Source organism: Cystobacter fuscus (genome assembly GCF_044360685.1).
GTDB classification, from domain to species: Bacteria; Myxococcota; Myxococcia; order Myxococcales; family Myxococcaceae; genus Cystobacter; species Cystobacter fuscus_C.
Window position 1 is genome coordinate 123,490 of record NZ_CP043491.1, and the last position, 17,675, is coordinate 141,164.

Genomic DNA, 17,675 nt, shown 5'->3' on the forward strand with positions numbered 1-17,675 from the left:
GCCACAATCGGGTCAGTCCTCGAAATCAGACATCCACTCCGGCTTGGATGCCTGCTCTGGCGCGGAGGTGGCGGGTTTGGCTTTCGGGGCGGGCGCGGGCTTCGCGGGCGCCGGGGCGAAGTCCTTCATCCACTCCGCGGAGGTGTCCGGAGAGGGGCGCTTGGGTGGCGGCGCGGGCCGGGCGGGGGCGACGGCCGCTCTCGAGCGGGTGATGCGCGCCTGGGTGCCACCTGGGCGGGCATGCGCGTCGAGGAAGTCCTGCATCCAGTCGCTCGGGCGGGCGGGGGCGGGCGGAGCACGCGGAGGCAGGGGCGCGGGGGGCGGGCGCGGCGCGGCGGGCGCAAGGGGCGTGGGACTCGCGGCGGTGACTGGACCGGCGCGCTCCCGGGAGCGCAGCGCGCGCTCCGTCTCGCTCGGCCACCCCGGGAGGACGTCCAGGGCCTGACGCGCCAGGTCGAGGAACTCGGGCGTGCCGGCCTCGCGGGGGACGGGGAGCTTCTCGGGGTTGAGCCACTCGGCGAGCCGGTTGACGAGCCCCGGATGGTTGCGGCGCAGGATGGCCACGTCGCCCTTCACCTCGTAGCCACGCGACTCCAGTTCCGCGATGGCCAGCATGCGGCTGGGCACGGGCAGCTCCAGCTCCGCGAGGGCCCGGGGGCCGCCGTGCGCGCGGGCGGAGCGCTGGAGCGCCTCGAGCACCTCGTGCAGCAGCGTCGCGACGAGGGGGCCATTGCCGGCGTGGCGCGTCTGCAGGTCCAGTGGTACCGCGGGATAGGCGAGCACCAGGCCCTCGCCCTGGGCGAGGTGCTCGGGCCGATCGCCGGGCAGCAGCGCGTGGTAGGCGCGCGGGGGCAGCCGGCTCTCGGGATCATGCGCGTAGTGCAGGGCATCGGCGGCGCCGTGGACGAGTCCGGCGAGCAAGTCCCCCCGCGTGACGGTGAGCTGGCCGGGGACGCGCTGGGGCGTGGCGCCGGGATGGGGACCCGCGAGGCGCCCGTAGAGGTAGACGGGATCATTCACGCCCTGGGCATCGGCGGGGTGCTCGACGAGCTCCACGGACATCAGGAAGAGGGCGGGGGCGAGGATGCGCCGGGGGGTGCGGCCGGAGACGAGCTCGTGGTGGGTGAACTGGGCGCGGGTGCTGGCCGGCAGGTGCTCGCGCTCCTCGGCGGGCACGCAGACGAGGTCTCCGGTGATGTCGGTGCACACGAGCCACTCCCGCTCGCCCGAGGGCCCGGCGAGGCGGAACGCGTCCACGGCGTGCACGACGGCGGAGAGGTCGAGCGCGAGGGGCTCGGCGGGGCTGGTGGCGTGGGGGACGAAGTAGCGGGGAGGGCGCACGGGAGGGGACGCGAGCGTCCCCCAAACCGGGCGGGAGGGGCAAGCTCCCGTCAGTCCGCGCCCTTGATGCAGGCCACCGGCTTGAGGCGCCGGGCCACCGTGGCCAGGCCCGCCATCTCCACCGTGTTCAGCACGTCGTCGAGGTTCTTGTAGCAGGGGCCCGACTCGTCCAGCGGCGTGGTGCGCGTGTTGAGGAGGATGTCGGCCTCCATCATGCGCAGGTCCGTCTCGTCCTGATCCAACACCCGCCGCGCCTCGCCGCGCGACAGCCGCCGCCCCGCGCCGTGGTTCACCGAGTAGATGGACTGCGAGGCCCCCTTCTCGGCGAAGAGGATGGCGCTGCCGGTCTCCATGGAGCCGGGGATGAGGATGGGGTGGCCGCTCTTGGCCCAGGGCGTGCCGGTGAGGGCGGGGTGCCCGCCGGGGAAGGCGCGCGTGGCGCCCTTGCGCGCCACGAACCGGCCCGACTCCTTCTGGATGAGGTTGTGGGAGATCTCGTAATAGATGCTCGCCGTGCCACCGAACACGTCCTCGAGCGCCCCGCACACCGCCTCGCCGATGAGCAGCCGGTTGGCCACCGCGAAGTTGGCCGCCATGTTGTGCAGGTTCCAGTAGTCCTTGCCCAGGCGGCTGCTGGCGTCGAGCCAGATGAAGTCCTCGCTGTGCTTGCCGAGCCCCAGCGCCGCCGCGCCCTCCACGAAGAAGTGCTTGGCGATGTTCCAGCCGAAGCCGCGGCTGCCCGTGTGCAGCATCACCCACACGCGCCCGGACTCATCCACCTGCATCTCGGTGAAGTGGTTGCCGCCCCCGAGGCTGCCGAGCTGCTCGCGCTTCTCGTAGGCCCGCGTGGGGATGTCCACCCGATCATCCTCCACCGGGAGGAAGTCGCGCTCGGTGGCGGACGCGTGACGGCCGAGCGCCTGGGCCCCATGCCGCACGACCTCGGCGAAGGTGCGCGCGTCGATGCGGCGCTGCTTCTGCACCCGCGACGCGCCCACGCCCACCGCGATGCGCTTGGTGACCTCGTCGATCCACTGGCGGCGCTTGGCGGGGTCGGCCACGTCCTCGGCGGTGAGGGTGGTCTGCAACTGCACCATGCCGCAGCCGATGTCGTAGCCGGCCGCGGTGGGCAGGAGCACGCCCTCGGTCTCCACCACCGTGCCGATGGGCACGCCGTAGCCCACGTGGCAGTCCGGCGTCACCGCCACGCGGGTGACGCCCGGGAAGGAGGCGGCATTGACCACCTGGTTGAAGACGGCTTCCTCGAGTCCGGGCGACTCGGGGCCCTCGCCCCACAGGAGCTTGTCCGAGAGGAAGAGGTGGGCCTCCACCCGCATCGTCTTCGTCTTCGGGAGCACGAAGTGCCCCGGCGCGACCTTCTCCAGCTGTTGCGTCCAACTCATGGCGTTCTCCCTCCCTGGGCCTTTTTCAACACCCGGCAGCGACGCGAGCGTCCAGGAGTCCTGACGAAAGCGGGCGGCCAGCCGTGCGCCTGTCCCATGCCCGCGTGCACCACATGGCACCGTACGCCGGCCCCAGTTGCACCGGGGCGGGAGAATTCCCACTTATTTCGCGAGTGGTGGCGTGGAGCATCAAGGGGGTAGGGAGATGGGGCTTTTCGGAGCGTTGGTGGTGGCGATGGCGGTGCAGGCGGGTCCGGTCGAAGTGAAGGCGGCGCCGGTGTTCAACCCTTCGCTGTGCGCGAAGAAGCGTGTGGACTCGTGCGGTTGCCATCACGTCTACGGGGTGCGTCACTGCCACAGCAAGCGGCAGAGCGAGCACTGCGAGGGCATGGTGCGGGCGGACGACGCCTCCCAGCGCGGCGCCTCGCAGGTGGACGACTTCCTCTCCACGCTGCCCGACACCGCCGCGCACGAGCACGAGGACACGGCGACGCTCTGAGCAGTCTTCCTGATCTATCGGGCGGCGAAAGGGCCCCCGAGCCCTTGCCGACCCACCCTCGGGCCTCCATCTTCCATCATGGAGGAACAGACCCGACATGAAGGGCCGTACCGCATGAGCGCACCGACTTCCAGCATCCTGCTGGTCGAGGATGATCCGGACATTCGCGACACGGTGTCCGAGCTGCTGGAGCTGGAAGGCTACCAGATGGTCACTTCCCAAAACGGGCAGGAGGCCTTGGAGCAGTTGCAGCACATGAAGCGGCCCTGTCTCATCCTGCTGGACGTGATGATGCCCGTCATGGACGGCTATGCGTTCATGAAGGGGATGCGGGCGGACGGACACCTCGCGGACATTCCGGTGGTGGTGACGTCGGCGAGCCACAAGCCCCCCGAGGGCGCCTGCGCCTACGTGCCCAAGCCCATCGACGTGGACCGGCTGCTCGCGGTGGTGAAGACGTACTGCCGCGCCAGCACGGGCGAGTGACGGGGCGCGGCGGCGCCGCGGGCTCACGGGTGGGCCACGGGCTCCACGTTGGGCTCCTCGGAGACGGGATCCGCCTCATCTGCCTCGGGCGCCGAGGGATCGAACACCACCAGTCCGGACTTCGTGGGCTCCGGATGGCCCAGGGCCTTCTTGAGCTCCGTGTCCTCGATTCGGAGCGCCACGCTTCTCACGGAAACATCCAATGACATGAGCCCTTCCTTTCGAAGTGGTACGGGGAGCACTCCGCGACAAGCGTGGGCATGGCTCCCCCGGGCAGCCAGTACGTCCCCGCGCGCATGGGGCTCGGCTGCTTCCCCGGTTCACTGAGCGTGCGAGCCAGAGCGTCCGATCGTCGATGATCGCGTCTGGAAGGAGCGCGGGCAGGCGGGGCGGCGACCAGTTGACCGATATCCAATTTGCCAAGAATCTAAGAGGAAGCCTTTCCCCCATGGCTTCTTCCCCCTTCCCACGACGGCGTCACGAATCCGGTCAGGCCGCGGTGGAGGCGGCCTTGTGCCTGCCATTGGTGGTGTTCCTCATCCTGGGCACGCTGCAGCTGTTCATGCTGTTGCAGGCGCGCATCCTGGCGGAGGTGGCGGTGTACCGGGCGGTGCGCGCGGGCAGCCTCAATCACGCCAGCTGCAAGGCGATGACGCACGCGGCCGTGGTGACGATGCTGCCCACGGTGGCGGCCACCACGTCGGGCGGGCAACTGGCGGATGCCTTCCGGGAGCGGCGGGAGAACTACCTGAACGTGCGCGGCTCGTCCGGGAAGTTGTTCTCCAAGGGGCCCGTGGTGGAGATCGTCCGCGAGTCGCCCGACGTGGGCTGGGTGCGCGGGCTGTCCGGGGGCGAGGACCTGATGTTCGACGCACCCACGGACTCGGAGGCGGCGCTGCGGCGGCGCACGCTCGAGATCCGCATGGTGGCCTGGTACTACATGCGCATTCCGTTCGCGGACTGGGTGCTGAACCGCATGTTCCTCGCCCACTTCAAACTCAAGCGCTACACGGCCGCCAATCCGCTGATGCCCGCGCAGAAGAACGCGGGGGGCTGGGACGACGGCGGCGTGACGTTCCCATCGGGAGGCTGGCCCGGCGGTGACCTGGGTGACCGGATGGTGGAGTGGAGCGAGCAGGGCCACTACCTGTTCCCCATCCAGGTGCACGCGGCCATGCGGATGATGACGCCGGTGAAGGCGAACAACTTCCAGGGAGGTGCCGCATGCAGCCTGCACTCCTTCTGAGACGCGACCGGGGACAGGCGATGGTCCTGTTCGCGCTCACGCTGCTCTTGCTCACGCTGATGGTGCTCATGACGCTGGGCTTTGGCATGCGGGCCAAGGAGCGCGTGGAAATCCAGATGGCGGCGGACGCGGCGGCCTACAGCCAGGCGGTGTCGGTGGCGCGCACGTTCAACGCCATCGCGGTGATGAACCGCGCGCAGATCGCTCACATGGTGGCGATGGCCGGCACCCAATCCCTCATCAGCTACGGCAGCCAGCAATACGCGGCGATGATGCACGGCCCCTGCCCCATTCCCACGGCGGAATGGTCCAGCCTCGACGAGGCCGCGGCCACCCAGGTGCAGCAGCTCCAGGGACGCGCGGGCGCCATGTACCGGGCCCAGCTGGCGCTGTACGGCAAGCTGCTCGGCAACCACCTGGCGGGGCAGCAGCTCGCCGCGCGCATGGCCCGCGAGGTCAACCCGGAGCTGCGCGCCCTGCCCGAGGGCGACCGCAAGTCCCTGGCGGAAGTGAATGGGGGCAATGGCTCGCTGGATTACGACGACCTGATGGATCAGGAGCGTGACGGCACGGTGCCGGCCACCAGTGGCGCGGTGCTGCCGACCGGCGGCAACCAGGGCCGCGTCAACCTGAACGCCACCATGGGCAGCCTGGGCTGGACGTGGGTGCACAACCGTGAGTCGGGCAGCGCGGGCTTCGGCACCGGTGGCGCCGCGCACAATCCGTCTTTCAAGCGCTACGGCTCCGCGTCCCAGATGGACTCGTCCACGTACAGCACCGTGTCCGGACGCAACTCGTGGGCGCATGACCATGGGCGGGCGGTGGCCATCATCTGCCCGGATGGCTCCAGCGTGCCGGACATCGAGGCGACGGACACGTGGGTGATGTCCGACGAGGAGCAGTCGAAGCAGGACCAGCACGTGTACGGCGCCAAGCCCCCGCCCGGCCAGGGCGAGGAGGGTGACACCACCGTGGACGAGCGGCACACGCTGGGCGCCTGCGTCGTGTGCCCCGGCATCTGGCCGTACTCGGTGGGTTTCAACGTGGGGCTGCTCCAGGGCAACGCGGCACGCAACGACTTCGGCCAGCCCAAGCTCTACACGGTGCTGTCGCGCGACTACGCGAGTCCCTCGCGCCAGAAGCGGCCGGATCCGTGGAACCTGTTCTTCCGCTTCCGCTTCGCGGGCGACACCGTCGAGTTCGACAACGCCAGCCCCGAGGGGCGCATCCGCTCCGCCGGCCGTGGGGACGTGCAGCGCAACCAGGTGGCCCTGTCCGCGGGGCTCGCCTACTACCACCGGCCCCGGCCGGCGACGGAGGGCGGCGGCTGGCGCGAGCCTCCCAACTTCCTCAATCCCTTCTGGCGCGCCACGCTGGTGAGCCCCGAGGGCGCCGTCGACGACAAGCCCGCCCACAGTCTGGAGCAGGCGGGTTTCACCGAGCACGCGGGCGCGCTGCGCCGGCTGGACAAAGTGGGTTTCCGGGGCGGCAGCCCCGAGGGCGCGAGGTACTGACGGCCATGGCGAAGCGCGCGGCGGCTCGGCGGGGACAGGCGCTGGTGGAAACGGCGCTGGGCGCGATGGTGTTCGTCACCATCCTCGTGTTCGGCATCTACTTCGCCGAGGTGGGCGCGTTGACGCTCAAGGTGCAGGAGGCGGCCAACTTCGCGCTCTGGGAGGCCACGGCCCACGTGCATCACGATCCCCGGCAGGGGGAATTCCAGCGGCGGGGCGCGGTGTCGCAGGCGGAAGCGGAGGCCAACCGGCGCTATCGCGACTTCGACGGACGCTCGAGCGAGGGGGGCGGCGCGATGACGGTTCAACTGGCCATCGCTCGCGCCAGGTCCCCTCAGGTGGTGTGTGAGCCGACGCTGCCCGGAGGGGATCCCCTCATCGCGGGCATCCGGCCCTTGGATGCGAACGGGGGCTCGACCGCGCTGGCGCAGGCGATGAATATCCAATCACCGGGCATGTCGTGCACGGCGTCCTCCGCGCTGCGGGGCGCGCGCATCGGCCGCTTCCTGGAGCCGGGGTTCTTCAAGGTGTCCCAGCGTCGCGCCAGCGCGCTCTTCACGGTGTGCGCCGCGGGGCGGGCCTCGGACGGCACCTGTGGCGGGCGCTTCTCGCTGCTGCTGGATGACTGGGGACTGGCCGGGGTGGACGAGGGGCGCTCGTGCGCGCTCAACATCGACAACAGCAAGAACTGCCAGAACCTCGACTATCACGACTGGGTGCAGCGCGTTTACCGGCGCAACGGGGGTGGAGGGAGGGCGGGCAGCGCGCTCGCGTCCGCGACCCGGGCCGGCGCGGGCATCAACGAGGATCAATTCTTCATGAGCTTCCGGGGCGAGGAGGACGATTACGAGCAGGACATCGGTGCCTCGCACGCGGGCAACCAGACGCGTTGGGAAGTGACGCCCTTCCGCGTTCCGAATGGAGGGCTGAACTACACGGTTGACCGGGACAACCGCTGGCTCGGAGGCGTGCCGCATTGAGCCGGGCCGCACGGACCGTGGGGCGTGCGTGGGCTTTGCTCGTGGCGCTGTCGCTGCCGGCCCTGGCGGGGGACGGGGGGACGCCGGAGCCCGCGCGCTTCGCGTGGCCGAAGCTCCAGGTGTTGGAGCAGGTGGAGTCCAACGAGATCGTGGAGGCGGGCGGCGTGCCGGTGGCGCTGCGCGCGGTGCACGTGAAGGAGTCCGCGCGCGAGCTGGTGCAGCGTTTCGCGGATGCCTTCCGGGATGGGGGGCTCTACGTGCCGCCCGGCAAGGCGCAGCCGCAGCTCGCGAGCAACGCGGCCATGCTCACCGCGGTCGATCCCCGCCGCCGCATCACGTACACGGTCATCCTCCAACCCCAACCGGACGGCACCACCACGCTGTACCTGGGCGAGGCCAACCATGCGCTGGCTCGCGCGCCGGGCACGGACTCGGACTTCGCGCCGTTGCCTCCGGGGGCAGAGGGGGTATTGCGCATCAACGGCGAGGGCTCGCGCACGCTGACCTTCCACGTGCCGCTCACGGGCGAGCAGGTGCGGACGTTCTACGACGGGGCGCTCGCCAAGGCCGGGTGGAAGCGCGGGGACGAGGCGGGCGTGTACACGCGCTCGGGTGAGGAGTTGCGGCTCGTGCACGAGCCTGGCGAGGGCGGTCAGCGCGCGGTGGTGCTGTTGCTCCAGTCGCGGGCGCGCTGAAGTGGACGTGGCAGCCCTGTGGAAAAGGGGAGTACCTGGAGTAGACGTTACTTCCAAGGTGACCTAGAACGGGCCGACCAACTCTGGAGACGCCGATGCACCGTGGGGGTATTCGCGCCATCCTGGCGGCTGTGCTGCTGCCAGCGCCCATCATGGCGGTCATCTCCATTCATTGGCTTGGATCCCTCACGAAGCGCGTAGCGGTGCAGGCAAGGGCCGTGGTTCCGATGCTTTCGTGGGAGCAGCGCAGTGAGCGCCCGACCTGGCGACAGGGTTGCCGGCAGAGCACTGACTGTGATTCGCCTCTGGTCTGCTTTTTCGACACGTACGTTCATGGCTTCTACTGCACGGACAGCGAGTGCGAGACTGATTCCCAATGTCGGACGGAGTTCGTTTGCAGGAGCGTGGAGACCTGGGGCGGTGAGGTTCTGAATCGGTGCGTCTTGGAGGGAGAACGGCAGGAGGGAGAGCGCTGCAAGCCCCTGTCGAGAAAATACGCGAGCGCCTGTGCATCGGGATTGCTCTGCGCCGAGTGGTGTGGCCGGCCATGCAATCCCGAGGAGCCAGGGAGTTGCCCCGAGGGTTTCTTCTGCCCACCGGAGGGTGGCCCCCAGGGCTCCTCCTGTCTTCCCACCTGCGAAGCGCGCGGCTGCCCTTCGGGTCAGTCCTGCATCCGCTTCCGTCAGGGGAGTTCGGTCTGCTCAGTGGTCCATGGCACGAACTGCCAGCAGTCCACCTGTCCCGAGTCGCAGGTGTGTGAGACGCATACCGTGCAGGAAAGGGCGGGAGCGGTCTGGATGCGGTGCGAGCTTGCATGTACGAGCGATGGCTCGTCCTGCCCGGAAGGCTTCTTCTGTCACCTGTCGCGTTGCGTGCGCGCCTGTGAGCCAGACGCGCGGGGCACCTGTGGGCCGGCCGAGAAGTGCGCGCGGCTGCGGACCAGCGGGCGCCAGGCCTGTGTCTTCGATGAAAAGACACAGGCCGCCCCGGCTCCATGAGCCGCGCCGGGATGTCTGGCTTCAGGAATCGAGGTTCAGCCTCAGTGCTGGAGCATCACCTCTTGTGGGTAGCTCCGCTCCGCCACCTGCTCGAGGTCATCCACCTCGTAGGTGAGCAGGGGCGTCTGCGAGGACACCACGACCCAGGGCATACCCGGCCCCGCCCGCACCGCGAGGACGTTGTCCGACAGGCGCCTCAGCTCCGCCTGGGGCGGTGCGGCCTTTTGAGGCTCACTCCGAGGCGCGCTCCTCTGCCACGTGCGCGGCTGCTCCCTCTCCTGGGGATACTCGAACAGTGCCTCGGGCGCCGTCACCGGGGTGGGCCGCGTCTCCTCCTCGGCCGCGGGCGGCAGCGCCTCCAGCGCTCGCGACACCTCCTTGTTCCGGGGATTCAACTCCAACGCCGCCTTCAGCGCCGTGCGTGCCCCGGCCTTGTCTCCTTGATCCAACAGCAGCTCGGCCGCCATCCGGAACGCGTTGAGGGCCTCGCGCCGCGAGCCCGCGCCCCGGTACGCCTCGGCCTGGCCCATATACAGAGAAGGATCCCTCGGGTTGAGCTCCAGCAACCGCTCATAGGTCTGCACGCACTCGGTGAACCGCCGCTGGGCATACAGGTCCAACGCCTCTTCCTTCAATTCCCTCACGCCCACCGTCCCATCCCCTTCGGCTTCCGCCGCGAACGTCTCACCCCAAGCAAGCACAGGTTGTGCCGGACGCCCGCTGTCCCCGGCACATGGGTCGAAGCCGCTCTTCGTTCGATCATGCACTCCGGGTTTGTCCGCTGTCGGGCATCAGACGGGCTCTCGTACTTGCGAACACCTGAATATTATCTTCTCCCCGTTCAAGCCGCCTTTCTGGACCCTGTAAGGAATGCGGAAACGTCTCCTTCCGACACCGTCATTCTTTCAGGTCGCGGCGCATGTCTTCCTCCCCCTCCCTCGCCTCCCACTTCCTCGCTCACCTGAGGCCGGAGGCCCGGAGTCATGTCTCGCCGCTCACGCTGGAGACGGTACTCGGGGAACTGCTCGCCCGGGCGCGCGCGGGACGAGGAGCCCTCGGCCGGAGAGTCATGAGAAGTAAAAGCCCGGGCGCGTGGGCACCCGTCCCCTGAGGCGCGTCAGGCCGTCTCCCCAAGCCCGCGGCGCAGTGCTTCCACCAGCTCGGCGGGATCCCCCTCGCGCAGCGCGGCCCGTCCCGCCTCGAAGTCCGCCCGGGCTCCCTCCACGTCCCCCAGGCGCGCGCGCAGCTCCCCCCGGTCGCGCAAGAGCTCCGCGTCCACCGGCTCCCCCTCGGCGGCGGCGAGCGCGCGGGTGAGGTCCTCCACGGCCTCGCGCGTGCGCCCCAGCCGGGCCCGCGCGAGCGCGCGCCGGTGCAAGAGCCACGGGTTGCCCGCGTCCTCGTCGAGCGCGCGCGTCCAGTCGCGCTCGGCGTCCTCGTCCCGGCCGAGCACTTCCAGGGACTCGGCGCGCCGCATGTACAGCACGAGCGCCTTGCGGAACTCCCCCGCCGCCAGCGCGTCGAAGTCGGCCACGGCCTCGGCGTGGCGGCCGAGCCGCGCCAGGGCGAGCGCGCGGTGCAGGTGCCCCGAGGCATGGCCCGGAGCCAGCTCCAGCGCCCGCTCGTACCAGGGCAGCGCCTCGGCGGGCTGGCCTCCCCAGATGGCGAGCGTCATCCCCATCTCCAAGAGGACGCGCACCTGCCGCGGGTAGCTCTCGGTGAGCGCGCGCATGCGCGCGAGCGCTTCCTCGTACCGGCCGCCGCGCCGCAACCGGTCCACCTTGCGCAGGAGCTCGGTGAGCTCCGGGGGCCACGCCTCGCGTCCGTTGCGCTCCTGGGTCATGCGCTCCCTCTACCCGTCGGAGGAGCGCTCGGCCAGCCACGCCTGGACCTGGGCGCGCAGGGCCTCGGTGCCCGAGCGCTCCAGGGAGAGCCCGGCCTCGCGGGCCAGCTGGAGGGCGCGGGCCGAGTCCGGATGGGTCTCCCACAGGGCGCGGGCGAGGGCGAAGCGGGTCTCGGCGAGGGCCTCGGGGGGCACGGTGTGGGTGGAGCGCAGCACGAGGGCGCGCTCGAGGGGCGCGAGGGCCTCGGGGGCGCGGCCCAGCCGCAACAACGCCTCGCCCTGGCCGGTGAGGGGCGCGGCCAGGTCCGGGTGTTGGGGGCCCAGGGCACGCTCGCGCAGGCGCAGGGCACGGCTGAAGAGCGTCAGCGCCTCGCCGGGGCGTCCCTGGTCCACGAGCACCCGTCCCAGGGTGGTGCAGGGCTGGGCGGTGTCGGGGTGCTCGGGCCCCCGCGCCCGCTCCGACGCCTCCACCGCCCGGCGCAGCACCCGCCGCGCCTCCTCGCCCTGCCCGTCGCGCCACAGGGCCGCGCCCAGTGCGTCCAGCACCGTCGCCTGGAAGGGGTGTTGGGGCGGCAGGGTGCGCGCCACGATGTCCACGCCCTGCCTCAGCGCGGTGAGCGCCTCGGTGGGGCGGCCCAGGGCGCTCAAGGAGCCCCCGATGCTCACCAGGGCGCTGCCCACGCGCGGGTGCTCCGCGCCGAGCGTCTGGAGGAAGGCCGCGTGCGCGCGCAGGTTCTCCGCCAGCGCCTCCTCGTGGCGCCCCTGGGCCGAGAGCGCGAGCCCCAGCCGGCGCAGCACGATGGCGCCCTCGGGGCTTTCCACGGCGGAGGCCTTCTCCAGCTCGGCGAGCGCCTGGAGCTGGGAGGCCTCGGCGGCGAGTGGATCCCCCTGGGCGGCGTACACGAGCCCGTGGGCGCTCTCGAGCTCCGCGAGCAGCCGGCCTTGGCGCCGGGTGCGCACGAGCAGGGCGCGCGCCTGCTGGTAGAAGTCATGCCCATCCTGGGCGCGCGCGGCGTCGTAGGCGACGAGCCGGGTGAGGGTCACCAGCGCCTCGGCGCGCACCTCGTCCAGGCCCACCTCGTCCGCCGTCCACGCCGCCTCGCGCAGGGAGCGCTCGGCCTGGGCCTCTCCGGCGATGAGCTGCTGCCGTCCCAGCTCCAGCAGGGCCTCGGCCTTCAAGGGCGCGTCACCCTGGACGCGGGCCTCGCCCGCGAGGGTGGTGGCCGCGGAGAGCCCGGCGACGTACTGGCCGGAGAGGCGCAGCGCTCGGGCGCGCGCGAGCTGGGCATAGCTCCCCTCCAGGTGGGCGGACCTGCCCGGGTCCCGGGGGAGCGGCGCGGGCGCGAGGGCGCCGTCCAGCGACGCGCAGGGGCCAAGCTCGGACAGGCCGCGCACGGCCTCCACGGCGTGCTCCACCACGGCGCTGTCCGCCTCGGCGAGCAGCCCGGTGAGGGCCTTGAGCTCGGAGCGCCGGCGCTCGAGGCAGGCGGTGTGCGCGGCGAAGCGCTCCTCGCTCGTCTCGCCGCGCAGACGCGTGGCCTCACAGGCCCGGCGCTGCTGCTCCACCCAGGCCGAGGCATAGGTGTCCAGCGCGCCCTTCACTCCGGTCCACGCGTCGGCCGCGTAGGGCTGGCCGGTGGCGAGCAGGGCGCGGCGCACGGCCTCCTGGCGCGGCGCGTCCCACACGCCGTTCATCCGGTGGGTGACGTCCTGGCAGACGCTCTGCTCCTGGTGCCACTGGCCCACGGCTCCGGCCACCACCGCGCCGAGGAAGAGCATGGCCACGGCGGCGAGCACCTGGCGCCAGCGCCGCACGCGCGGCTCGCCTTGAATCACCTCGAGCAGCTCCTCCATGGAGGCGTAGCGATCCACGGGCCGCGGGCTCAACCCCCGCAGAATCACCTGCCGCACCCAGCCCGGCACGTCCGAGTCCCGGGGCACGGGCCGCAGCCGGCCCTCCAGCGTGGCGCGCGCGAGCGCGGCGGCGCCGCTGCCCTCGAAGGCGTGCTCCCCGTACAGGGCGTAGTGGAGCGTGGCGCAGAAGCTGAACTGGTCCGCGTGGCCGGTGAGGGGCTCGTGGCGGTACTGCTCGGGGGCCATGTAGCCCGGGGTGCCCATGATGAGGCCGGCGCGCGTGACGGGCGTCTCCAGGGGCTCGCGGGTGTTCAGACAGGCGAAGGCGTCCGTGTCGGGCACGGGGGGCTCGGTGCCCAGGAGCGCGCCGAGGTCCACCGGCACGGGGGCGCGGGGCGAGCCCGTGCCCTGCTCGCACGCGAGCCCGAAGTCATAGACGAGCACGCGCCCGTCGCGGCCCACCAGCACGTTGTCCGGCTTGAAGTCGCGGTGGACGAGCCCCGCGGCATGGGCGGCGGCGAGCCCCTCGCCGGCCTGGGCGAGCACCCGCAGCACCTCGCGCCAGGGCCTCCGGGCTTGCTTGAGCCACTGCCGCAGGGTGCTGCCCTCCACGTGCTCCAGGGCGATGAAGACGCGATCTCCGTGCTCGCCGATGTCGTAGACGGGCAGCACGTGGGGGTGGGACAGGCGCGCCATGGACTGCGCCTCGCGCATCAGCCGCAGCCGGGCCTGGCCGGGGCTCTGTCCCTCGCCGCCGGGCAGGAGCAACTTGAGCGCCACGCGCCGGTTGAGCTGCGGATCGAACGCCTCGTACACCTCGCCCATGCCGCCCGCGCCCAGGCGCTCCAGCACCAGGTAGCGTCCCACGCTGGTGCCCCGGAGGAGGGGCTCGGGCTCGGTGCGCACCGGTGGCAGGGGCTGCGGAGGACCGACCACGCGTGTGGGCTCTTCTTCCCCCAGTCGCATCGCACTCTGGGCGCGCTCCAGCTCCTGTTCCAGCACGTCCAGCGCGTTGTCGAGATGACCTTTGACGTCCTCCAGGCGCTCGGGGCTCTCGGCTCCGGCTCGGGCCCCCTGCTCTTCTGGCTGTGACGGTTCGAGGCGCTCCACGCGGCTCTCCCTTGGAAAGGAAGGTGTCCTCCATGAGGACGGCTGCACTGAATTTTTTCGGAAATGTGGAAGATAAATGCCCGGGAAACACAACTCCTGGGAGGAAGGAATGTTCTACAGCGCGTCACATTCAGAGCCCAGGAGGTATCCCCCGCGTGTGGCCAGCGTATGGACTCCCGGTGACAGCCCCCCAGCACACCCTACTTCTAATGAGAGGTCGATGGGCCCGCTCGCCAAACACTTTAGGGAGCGAGATGGCAACCCGAAGGACAACTGAGTGCTGGGCGGGCGCGGAGCGCCGGGAGTGAGGATGTGCGGCCGCTGTTGAGCGCGCGATCTAGTCTGCGCCCCCCTTCTTCCGCGCCAGACCCATCTAGAGGAGCCGTGGTGATTCGAACCCGTCTGTCCTGCCTCGCGCTGCTGCTCACGAGCGCGTTGCCGTTGTCCGCCCGCGCGCAAGCGCCGGCCCCCGTCCCCGTTCCCCTTCCCCTGCCGTTCCCAGGCAAGCCCGAGGTGTCCCGCTGGGACGTGAACGCCCCGGGCTTCCCCGCGCACGAGGTGCAGCTCGACGTCACCGAGGGCACGTGGATGAGCGTGGACGTGAGCCCGAAGGGAGACGAGCTCGTCTTCGACCTGCTGGGCGACCTCTACGCGCTGCCCATCGCGGGGGGCGAGGCCCGGGCGCTCACGAGTGGCTCCGCCTGGGACATGCAGCCGCGCTACAGCCCGGACGGGCAGTTCATCGCCTTCACGAGCGACCGGGGCGGCGGGGACAACCTCGTCGTGATGAAGCGCGACGGGAGCGAGCCCACGGCGGTGACGCAGGAGTCGTTCCGCCTGCTCAACAGCCCCGCGTGGTCGCCGGACGGCCAGTTCCTCATCGCGCGCAAGCACTACACGGCGCGGCGCTCGCTGGGCGCGGGGGAGATCTGGATGTACCACCGCTCGGGGGGAGAGGGCGTGCAGCTCACCGAGCGTCCGAATGATCAGAAGGACGTGGGCGAGCCCGCGTTCTCCCCGGACGGCAAGTATATCTATTACAGCCAGGACATCACCCCCGGCCCGGTGTTCGAGTACAACAAGGACCCGAGCGGCGAAATCTATGTCATCCAACGGCTGAACCTGGACACGCGCAAGACGGAGCGCTTCGTGTCGGGGCCGGGAGGCTCCATCCGGCCCACGCCGTCGCCGGATGGAAAGTCATTGGCCTTCATCCGCCGGGTGCGGGGCAAGAGTGTGTTGTACGTGGCGGACGTGGCGAGCGGCGCCGAGCGCCCCCTGTTCGACGGGCTCGACCGGGACATGCAGGAGACATGGGCCATTCACGGTGTCTACCCGGCGATGGCGTGGACGCCGGACAACCGCTCGCTGGTGTTCTGGGCGGGCGGCGGGCTGCGGCGCATCGACGTGGCGACGAAGAAGGTGACGCCCATTCCCTTCCACGTGAAGGGCACGCGCACCGTCTACGAGGCGCTGCGCTTTCCCCAGCAGGTGGCGCCCGACACCTTCCCGGTGAAGCTGTTGCGCTGGGTGCAGGTGTCGCCCAAGGGCGACAAGGTGGTGTACCAGGCGCTGGGCCACCTGTACGTGAGGGATCTGCCCAACGGCACGCCCCGGCGGCTCACGCGGCAGACGGAGCACGCGGAGCTCTACCCGTCGTTCTCCCGCGATGGCCGCAGCATCGTCTACACGACGTGGGACGACGAGAAGTTCGGCTCCATCCGGGTGGTGCCGGTGACGGGCGGCGAGGGGCGGGTGGTGTCCTCGGGACCGGGGCACTACGCGGAGCCCGCGCTGTCGCCGGATGGCAAGTCACTCGTGTACCGCGCGCTGGGTGGAGGCTATCTGCGCAGCGGCCTGTACAGCCGGGAGCGGGGTTTGTTCGTGATGCCGCTCGCCGGGGGCACGCCGCGCCGGCTGGTGGAGGACGGCGAGCAGCCGCACTTCGGGGTGGGCTCGGAGCGGGTGTTCTTCCTGGAGGTGTCGCAGCGCGAGAAGGACGATGATCGCGCGCTCAAGAGCATCCGCCTGGACGGCACCGAGCCGCGCACGCACCTGACGAGCGACGAGGCGACGGAGTACCGCGTGTCCCCGGACGAGAAGTGGGTGGCGTTCCGGGAGAACTTCAACGCGTTCATCATGCCGCTGCCGCGCGGACCGAAGGCCGCGGTGGCGAGCCCCGAGACGAAGGCGCTGCCGGTGAGCCGCGTGTCGCGCGACGCGGGCGAGTGGCTGCACTGGTCCGGAGACGGCAAGCGATTGCACTGGGCGCTCGGGCCCGAGCTGTACACGCGCGAGCTCAAGGACAGCTTCCGCTTCGTGGCGGGCGCGCCCCAGACGTTGCCGGAGCCCGCGGACAAGGGGCTCAACATCTCCTTCCAGGCGAAGACGGACGCGCCCCAGGGCACGGTGGCGCTGGTGGGCGCCCGCGTCATCACCCTCAAGGGGGACGAGGTCATCGAGGACGGCGTGGTGGTGGTGAAGGGCAACCGGCTCGTGGCGGTGGGTCCCCGGGCCCAGGTGGCGGTGCCCGCGGGCGCCCGCGTGGTGGACGTGAAGGGCAAGACGATCATCCCGGGCCTGGTGGACGTGCACTGGCACGGCGCCATGGAGGACGACGGCATCCTGCCGGAGCAGAACTGGAAGCTGTTGTCCTCGCTCGCCTTCGGGGTGACGACGATCCACGATCCGTCCAACGACACGGGCGCCATCTTCGCCACGAGCGAGCTGGTGCGCTCGGGCGGCATGGTGGGGCCGCACGTGTTCTCCACGGGCACCATCCTCTACGGCGCCTCGGGAGCGTTCCGCGCGCCCATCGACACGCTGGAGGACGCGCGCAGCCACCTGCGGCGCATGAAGGCGGTGGGAGCCTTCAGCGTGAAGAGCTACAACCAGCCGCGGCGCGACCAGCGGCAGAAGGTGCTCCAGGCGGCGCGCGAGCTGGAGATGATGGTGGTGCCCGAGGGCGGCTCGCTCTTCCAGCACAACATGAGCATGGTGGTGGATGGACACACGGGCATCGAGCACTCGCTGCCGGTGGCCCAGGCGTACGAGGACGTGCGCCAGCTCTGGTCGGGCACCCAGGTGGGCTACACCCCCACGCTCATCGTGGCCTACGGCAGCATCATGGGGGAGAACTACTGGTACGCGAAGACGAAGGTGTGGGAGGACGAGCGGCTGCTGTCCTTCGTTCCCCGGCGCATGGTGGACGCGAGAAGCCGGCGGCGGGTGGACGCGCCCGACGAGGACTATGGCCACGTCCACACGGCCGAGGTGGCCCGTGCGCTCAATGACCGGGGCGTGAGCGTGCAGCTCGGCGCGCACGGCCAGCGCGAGGGCCTGGGCGCGCACTGGGAGATGTGGATGTTCGCCCAGGGCGGCATGAAGCCCCTGCAGGTGCTCCGCGCGGCGACGCTCTCGGGCGCGCGCTACCTCGGGCTGGACAAGGACATCGGCTCGCTGGAGCCCGGCAAGCTCGCGGACCTGGTGGTGCTGGACACGAACCCCCTGGAGGATCTGCGCCAGAGCACCTCCATCCGCTACACCATGGTGGGCGGACGGCTCTATGACGCGAAGACGCTCGACGAGGTGGGTGCCTCGCGCAAGCGTGAGCCCCTCTTCTTCCAGCGCGAGGGGCAGGGCGCCTGGGGTCCGTCCTCGTCCTGGAGCACCCACCAGGACTGAGCCCGGCGGGAGCGGTGGGCGCGCT

Annotated in this window: 13 protein-coding genes; 7 read left to right on the forward strand and 6 right to left on the reverse strand. The window is 70.8% G+C overall.

Features of this window, described 5'->3' with window-relative positions; genetic code table 11:
* Positions 1–12: 12 nt before the first annotated feature.
* Together F0U63_RS00520 and F0U63_RS00525 are read right to left on the reverse strand one after the other, a co-directional pair.
* The gene (locus F0U63_RS00520; RefSeq protein WP_395842584.1) at positions 13–1,341 is read right to left on the reverse strand and encodes a hypothetical protein; all 1,329 of its coding nucleotides are present in this window, start codon (positions 1,339–1,341) and stop codon (positions 13–15) included.
* A 50-nt stretch (positions 1,342–1,391) separates the two neighbouring features.
* Positions 1,392–2,744: an RtcB family protein gene (locus F0U63_RS00525; RefSeq protein WP_395842586.1), complete on the reverse strand. Its 1,353-nt coding sequence runs from the start codon at positions 2,742–2,744 to the stop codon at positions 1,392–1,394.
* Positions 2,745–2,949: 205 nt separating this feature from the next.
* Here F0U63_RS00525 and F0U63_RS00530 point away from each other — a divergent pair, with 205 nt between their 5' ends.
* On the forward strand, positions 2,950–3,243 hold the full coding sequence (locus F0U63_RS00530) for a hypothetical protein (protein WP_395842588.1): 294 nt from the start codon (positions 2,950–2,952) through the stop codon (positions 3,241–3,243).
* A gap of 114 nt (positions 3,244–3,357) precedes the next feature.
* Positions 3,358–3,729 (forward strand): response regulator, encoded by a 372-nt coding sequence (locus F0U63_RS00535; protein WP_395842590.1) that lies wholly within the window; start codon positions 3,358–3,360, stop codon positions 3,727–3,729.
* 23 nt (positions 3,730–3,752) lie between these two features.
* Here F0U63_RS00535 and F0U63_RS00540 read toward each other — a convergent pair whose 3' ends face one another.
* Positions 3,753–3,938, reverse strand: coding sequence for a hypothetical protein (locus F0U63_RS00540; protein ID WP_395842592.1), 186 nt, complete (start codon positions 3,936–3,938; stop codon positions 3,753–3,755).
* A 239-nt stretch (positions 3,939–4,177) separates the two neighbouring features.
* Here F0U63_RS00540 and F0U63_RS00545 point away from each other — a divergent pair, with 239 nt between their 5' ends.
* Genes F0U63_RS00545 through F0U63_RS00560 form a run of 4 tightly spaced genes read left to right on the forward strand, consistent with a single transcriptional unit; the run spans position 4,178 to position 8,164 of the window.
* Positions 4,178–4,975 carry a TadE/TadG family type IV pilus assembly protein gene (locus F0U63_RS00545; protein ID WP_395842594.1) on the forward strand — a complete coding sequence of 266 codons (798 nt, stop codon included), beginning with the start codon at positions 4,178–4,180 and terminating at the stop codon, positions 4,973–4,975.
* Complete coding sequence (locus F0U63_RS00550; RefSeq protein ID WP_395842596.1) at positions 4,954–6,489, forward strand: pilus assembly protein; 1,536 nt, start codon at positions 4,954–4,956, stop codon at positions 6,487–6,489. Before F0U63_RS00545 ends, F0U63_RS00550 begins: the two co-directional genes overlap by 22 nt.
* Positions 6,490–6,494: 5 nt before the next feature.
* Positions 6,495–7,469: a hypothetical protein gene (locus F0U63_RS00555; protein WP_395842598.1), complete on the forward strand. Its 975-nt coding sequence runs from the start codon at positions 6,495–6,497 to the stop codon at positions 7,467–7,469.
* The gene (locus tag F0U63_RS00560; protein ID WP_395842600.1) at positions 7,466–8,164 is read left to right on the forward strand and encodes a hypothetical protein; all 699 of its coding nucleotides are present in this window, start codon (positions 7,466–7,468) and stop codon (positions 8,162–8,164) included. The genes F0U63_RS00555 and F0U63_RS00560 overlap by 4 nt, the downstream gene beginning before the upstream one ends.
* Before the next feature lie 1,039 nt (positions 8,165–9,203).
* Here the strand turns inward: F0U63_RS00560 and F0U63_RS00565 are convergent.
* From F0U63_RS00565 to F0U63_RS00575, 3 genes are all read right to left on the reverse strand, one after another.
* Positions 9,204–9,806 carry a tetratricopeptide repeat protein gene (locus F0U63_RS00565; RefSeq protein WP_395842602.1) on the reverse strand — a complete coding sequence of 201 codons (603 nt, stop codon included), beginning with the start codon at positions 9,804–9,806 and terminating at the stop codon, positions 9,204–9,206.
* Between the two features lie 473 nt (positions 9,807–10,279).
* Complete coding sequence (locus tag F0U63_RS00570; RefSeq protein WP_395842604.1) at positions 10,280–11,002, reverse strand: tetratricopeptide repeat protein; 723 nt, start codon at positions 11,000–11,002, stop codon at positions 10,280–10,282.
* 9 nt (positions 11,003–11,011) lie between these two features.
* Positions 11,012–13,966, reverse strand: coding sequence for a tetratricopeptide repeat protein (locus tag F0U63_RS00575; protein WP_395842606.1), 2,955 nt, complete (start codon positions 13,964–13,966; stop codon positions 11,012–11,014).
* Between the two features lie 387 nt (positions 13,967–14,353).
* On the opposite strand from F0U63_RS00575, the gene F0U63_RS00580 reads away from it, so the two are divergent.
* Entirely contained in the window at positions 14,354–17,650 is a 3,297-nt protein-coding gene (locus F0U63_RS00580; RefSeq protein WP_395842608.1) for an amidohydrolase family protein, read from the forward strand.
* The last annotated feature ends 25 nt before the right edge of the window (positions 17,651–17,675 follow it).

What these genes read in the sequence shown, in the direction of transcription:
- F0U63_RS00525 (WP_395842586.1), bottom strand. Translation starts at nt 2,744, where the DNA reads ATGAGTTGGACGCAACAGCTGGAGAAGGTCGCGCCGGGGCACTTCGTG.
- F0U63_RS00530 (WP_395842588.1), top strand. Translation starts at nt 2,950, where the DNA reads ATGGGGCTTTTCGGAGCGTTGGTGGTGGCGATGGCGGTGCAGGCGGGT.
- F0U63_RS00535 (WP_395842590.1), top strand. Translation starts at nt 3,358, where the DNA reads ATGAGCGCACCGACTTCCAGCATCCTGCTGGTCGAGGATGATCCGGAC.
- F0U63_RS00540 (WP_395842592.1), bottom strand. Translation starts at nt 3,938, where the DNA reads ATGTCATTGGATGTTTCCGTGAGAAGCGTGGCGCTCCGAATCGAGGAC.
- F0U63_RS00545 (WP_395842594.1), top strand. Translation starts at nt 4,178, where the DNA reads ATGGCTTCTTCCCCCTTCCCACGACGGCGTCACGAATCCGGTCAGGCC.
- F0U63_RS00550 (WP_395842596.1), top strand. Translation starts at nt 4,954, where the DNA reads ATGCAGCCTGCACTCCTTCTGAGACGCGACCGGGGACAGGCGATGGTC.
- F0U63_RS00555 (WP_395842598.1), top strand. Translation starts at nt 6,495, where the DNA reads ATGGCGAAGCGCGCGGCGGCTCGGCGGGGACAGGCGCTGGTGGAAACG.
- F0U63_RS00570 (WP_395842604.1), bottom strand. Translation starts at nt 11,002, where the DNA reads ATGACCCAGGAGCGCAACGGACGCGAGGCGTGGCCCCCGGAGCTCACC.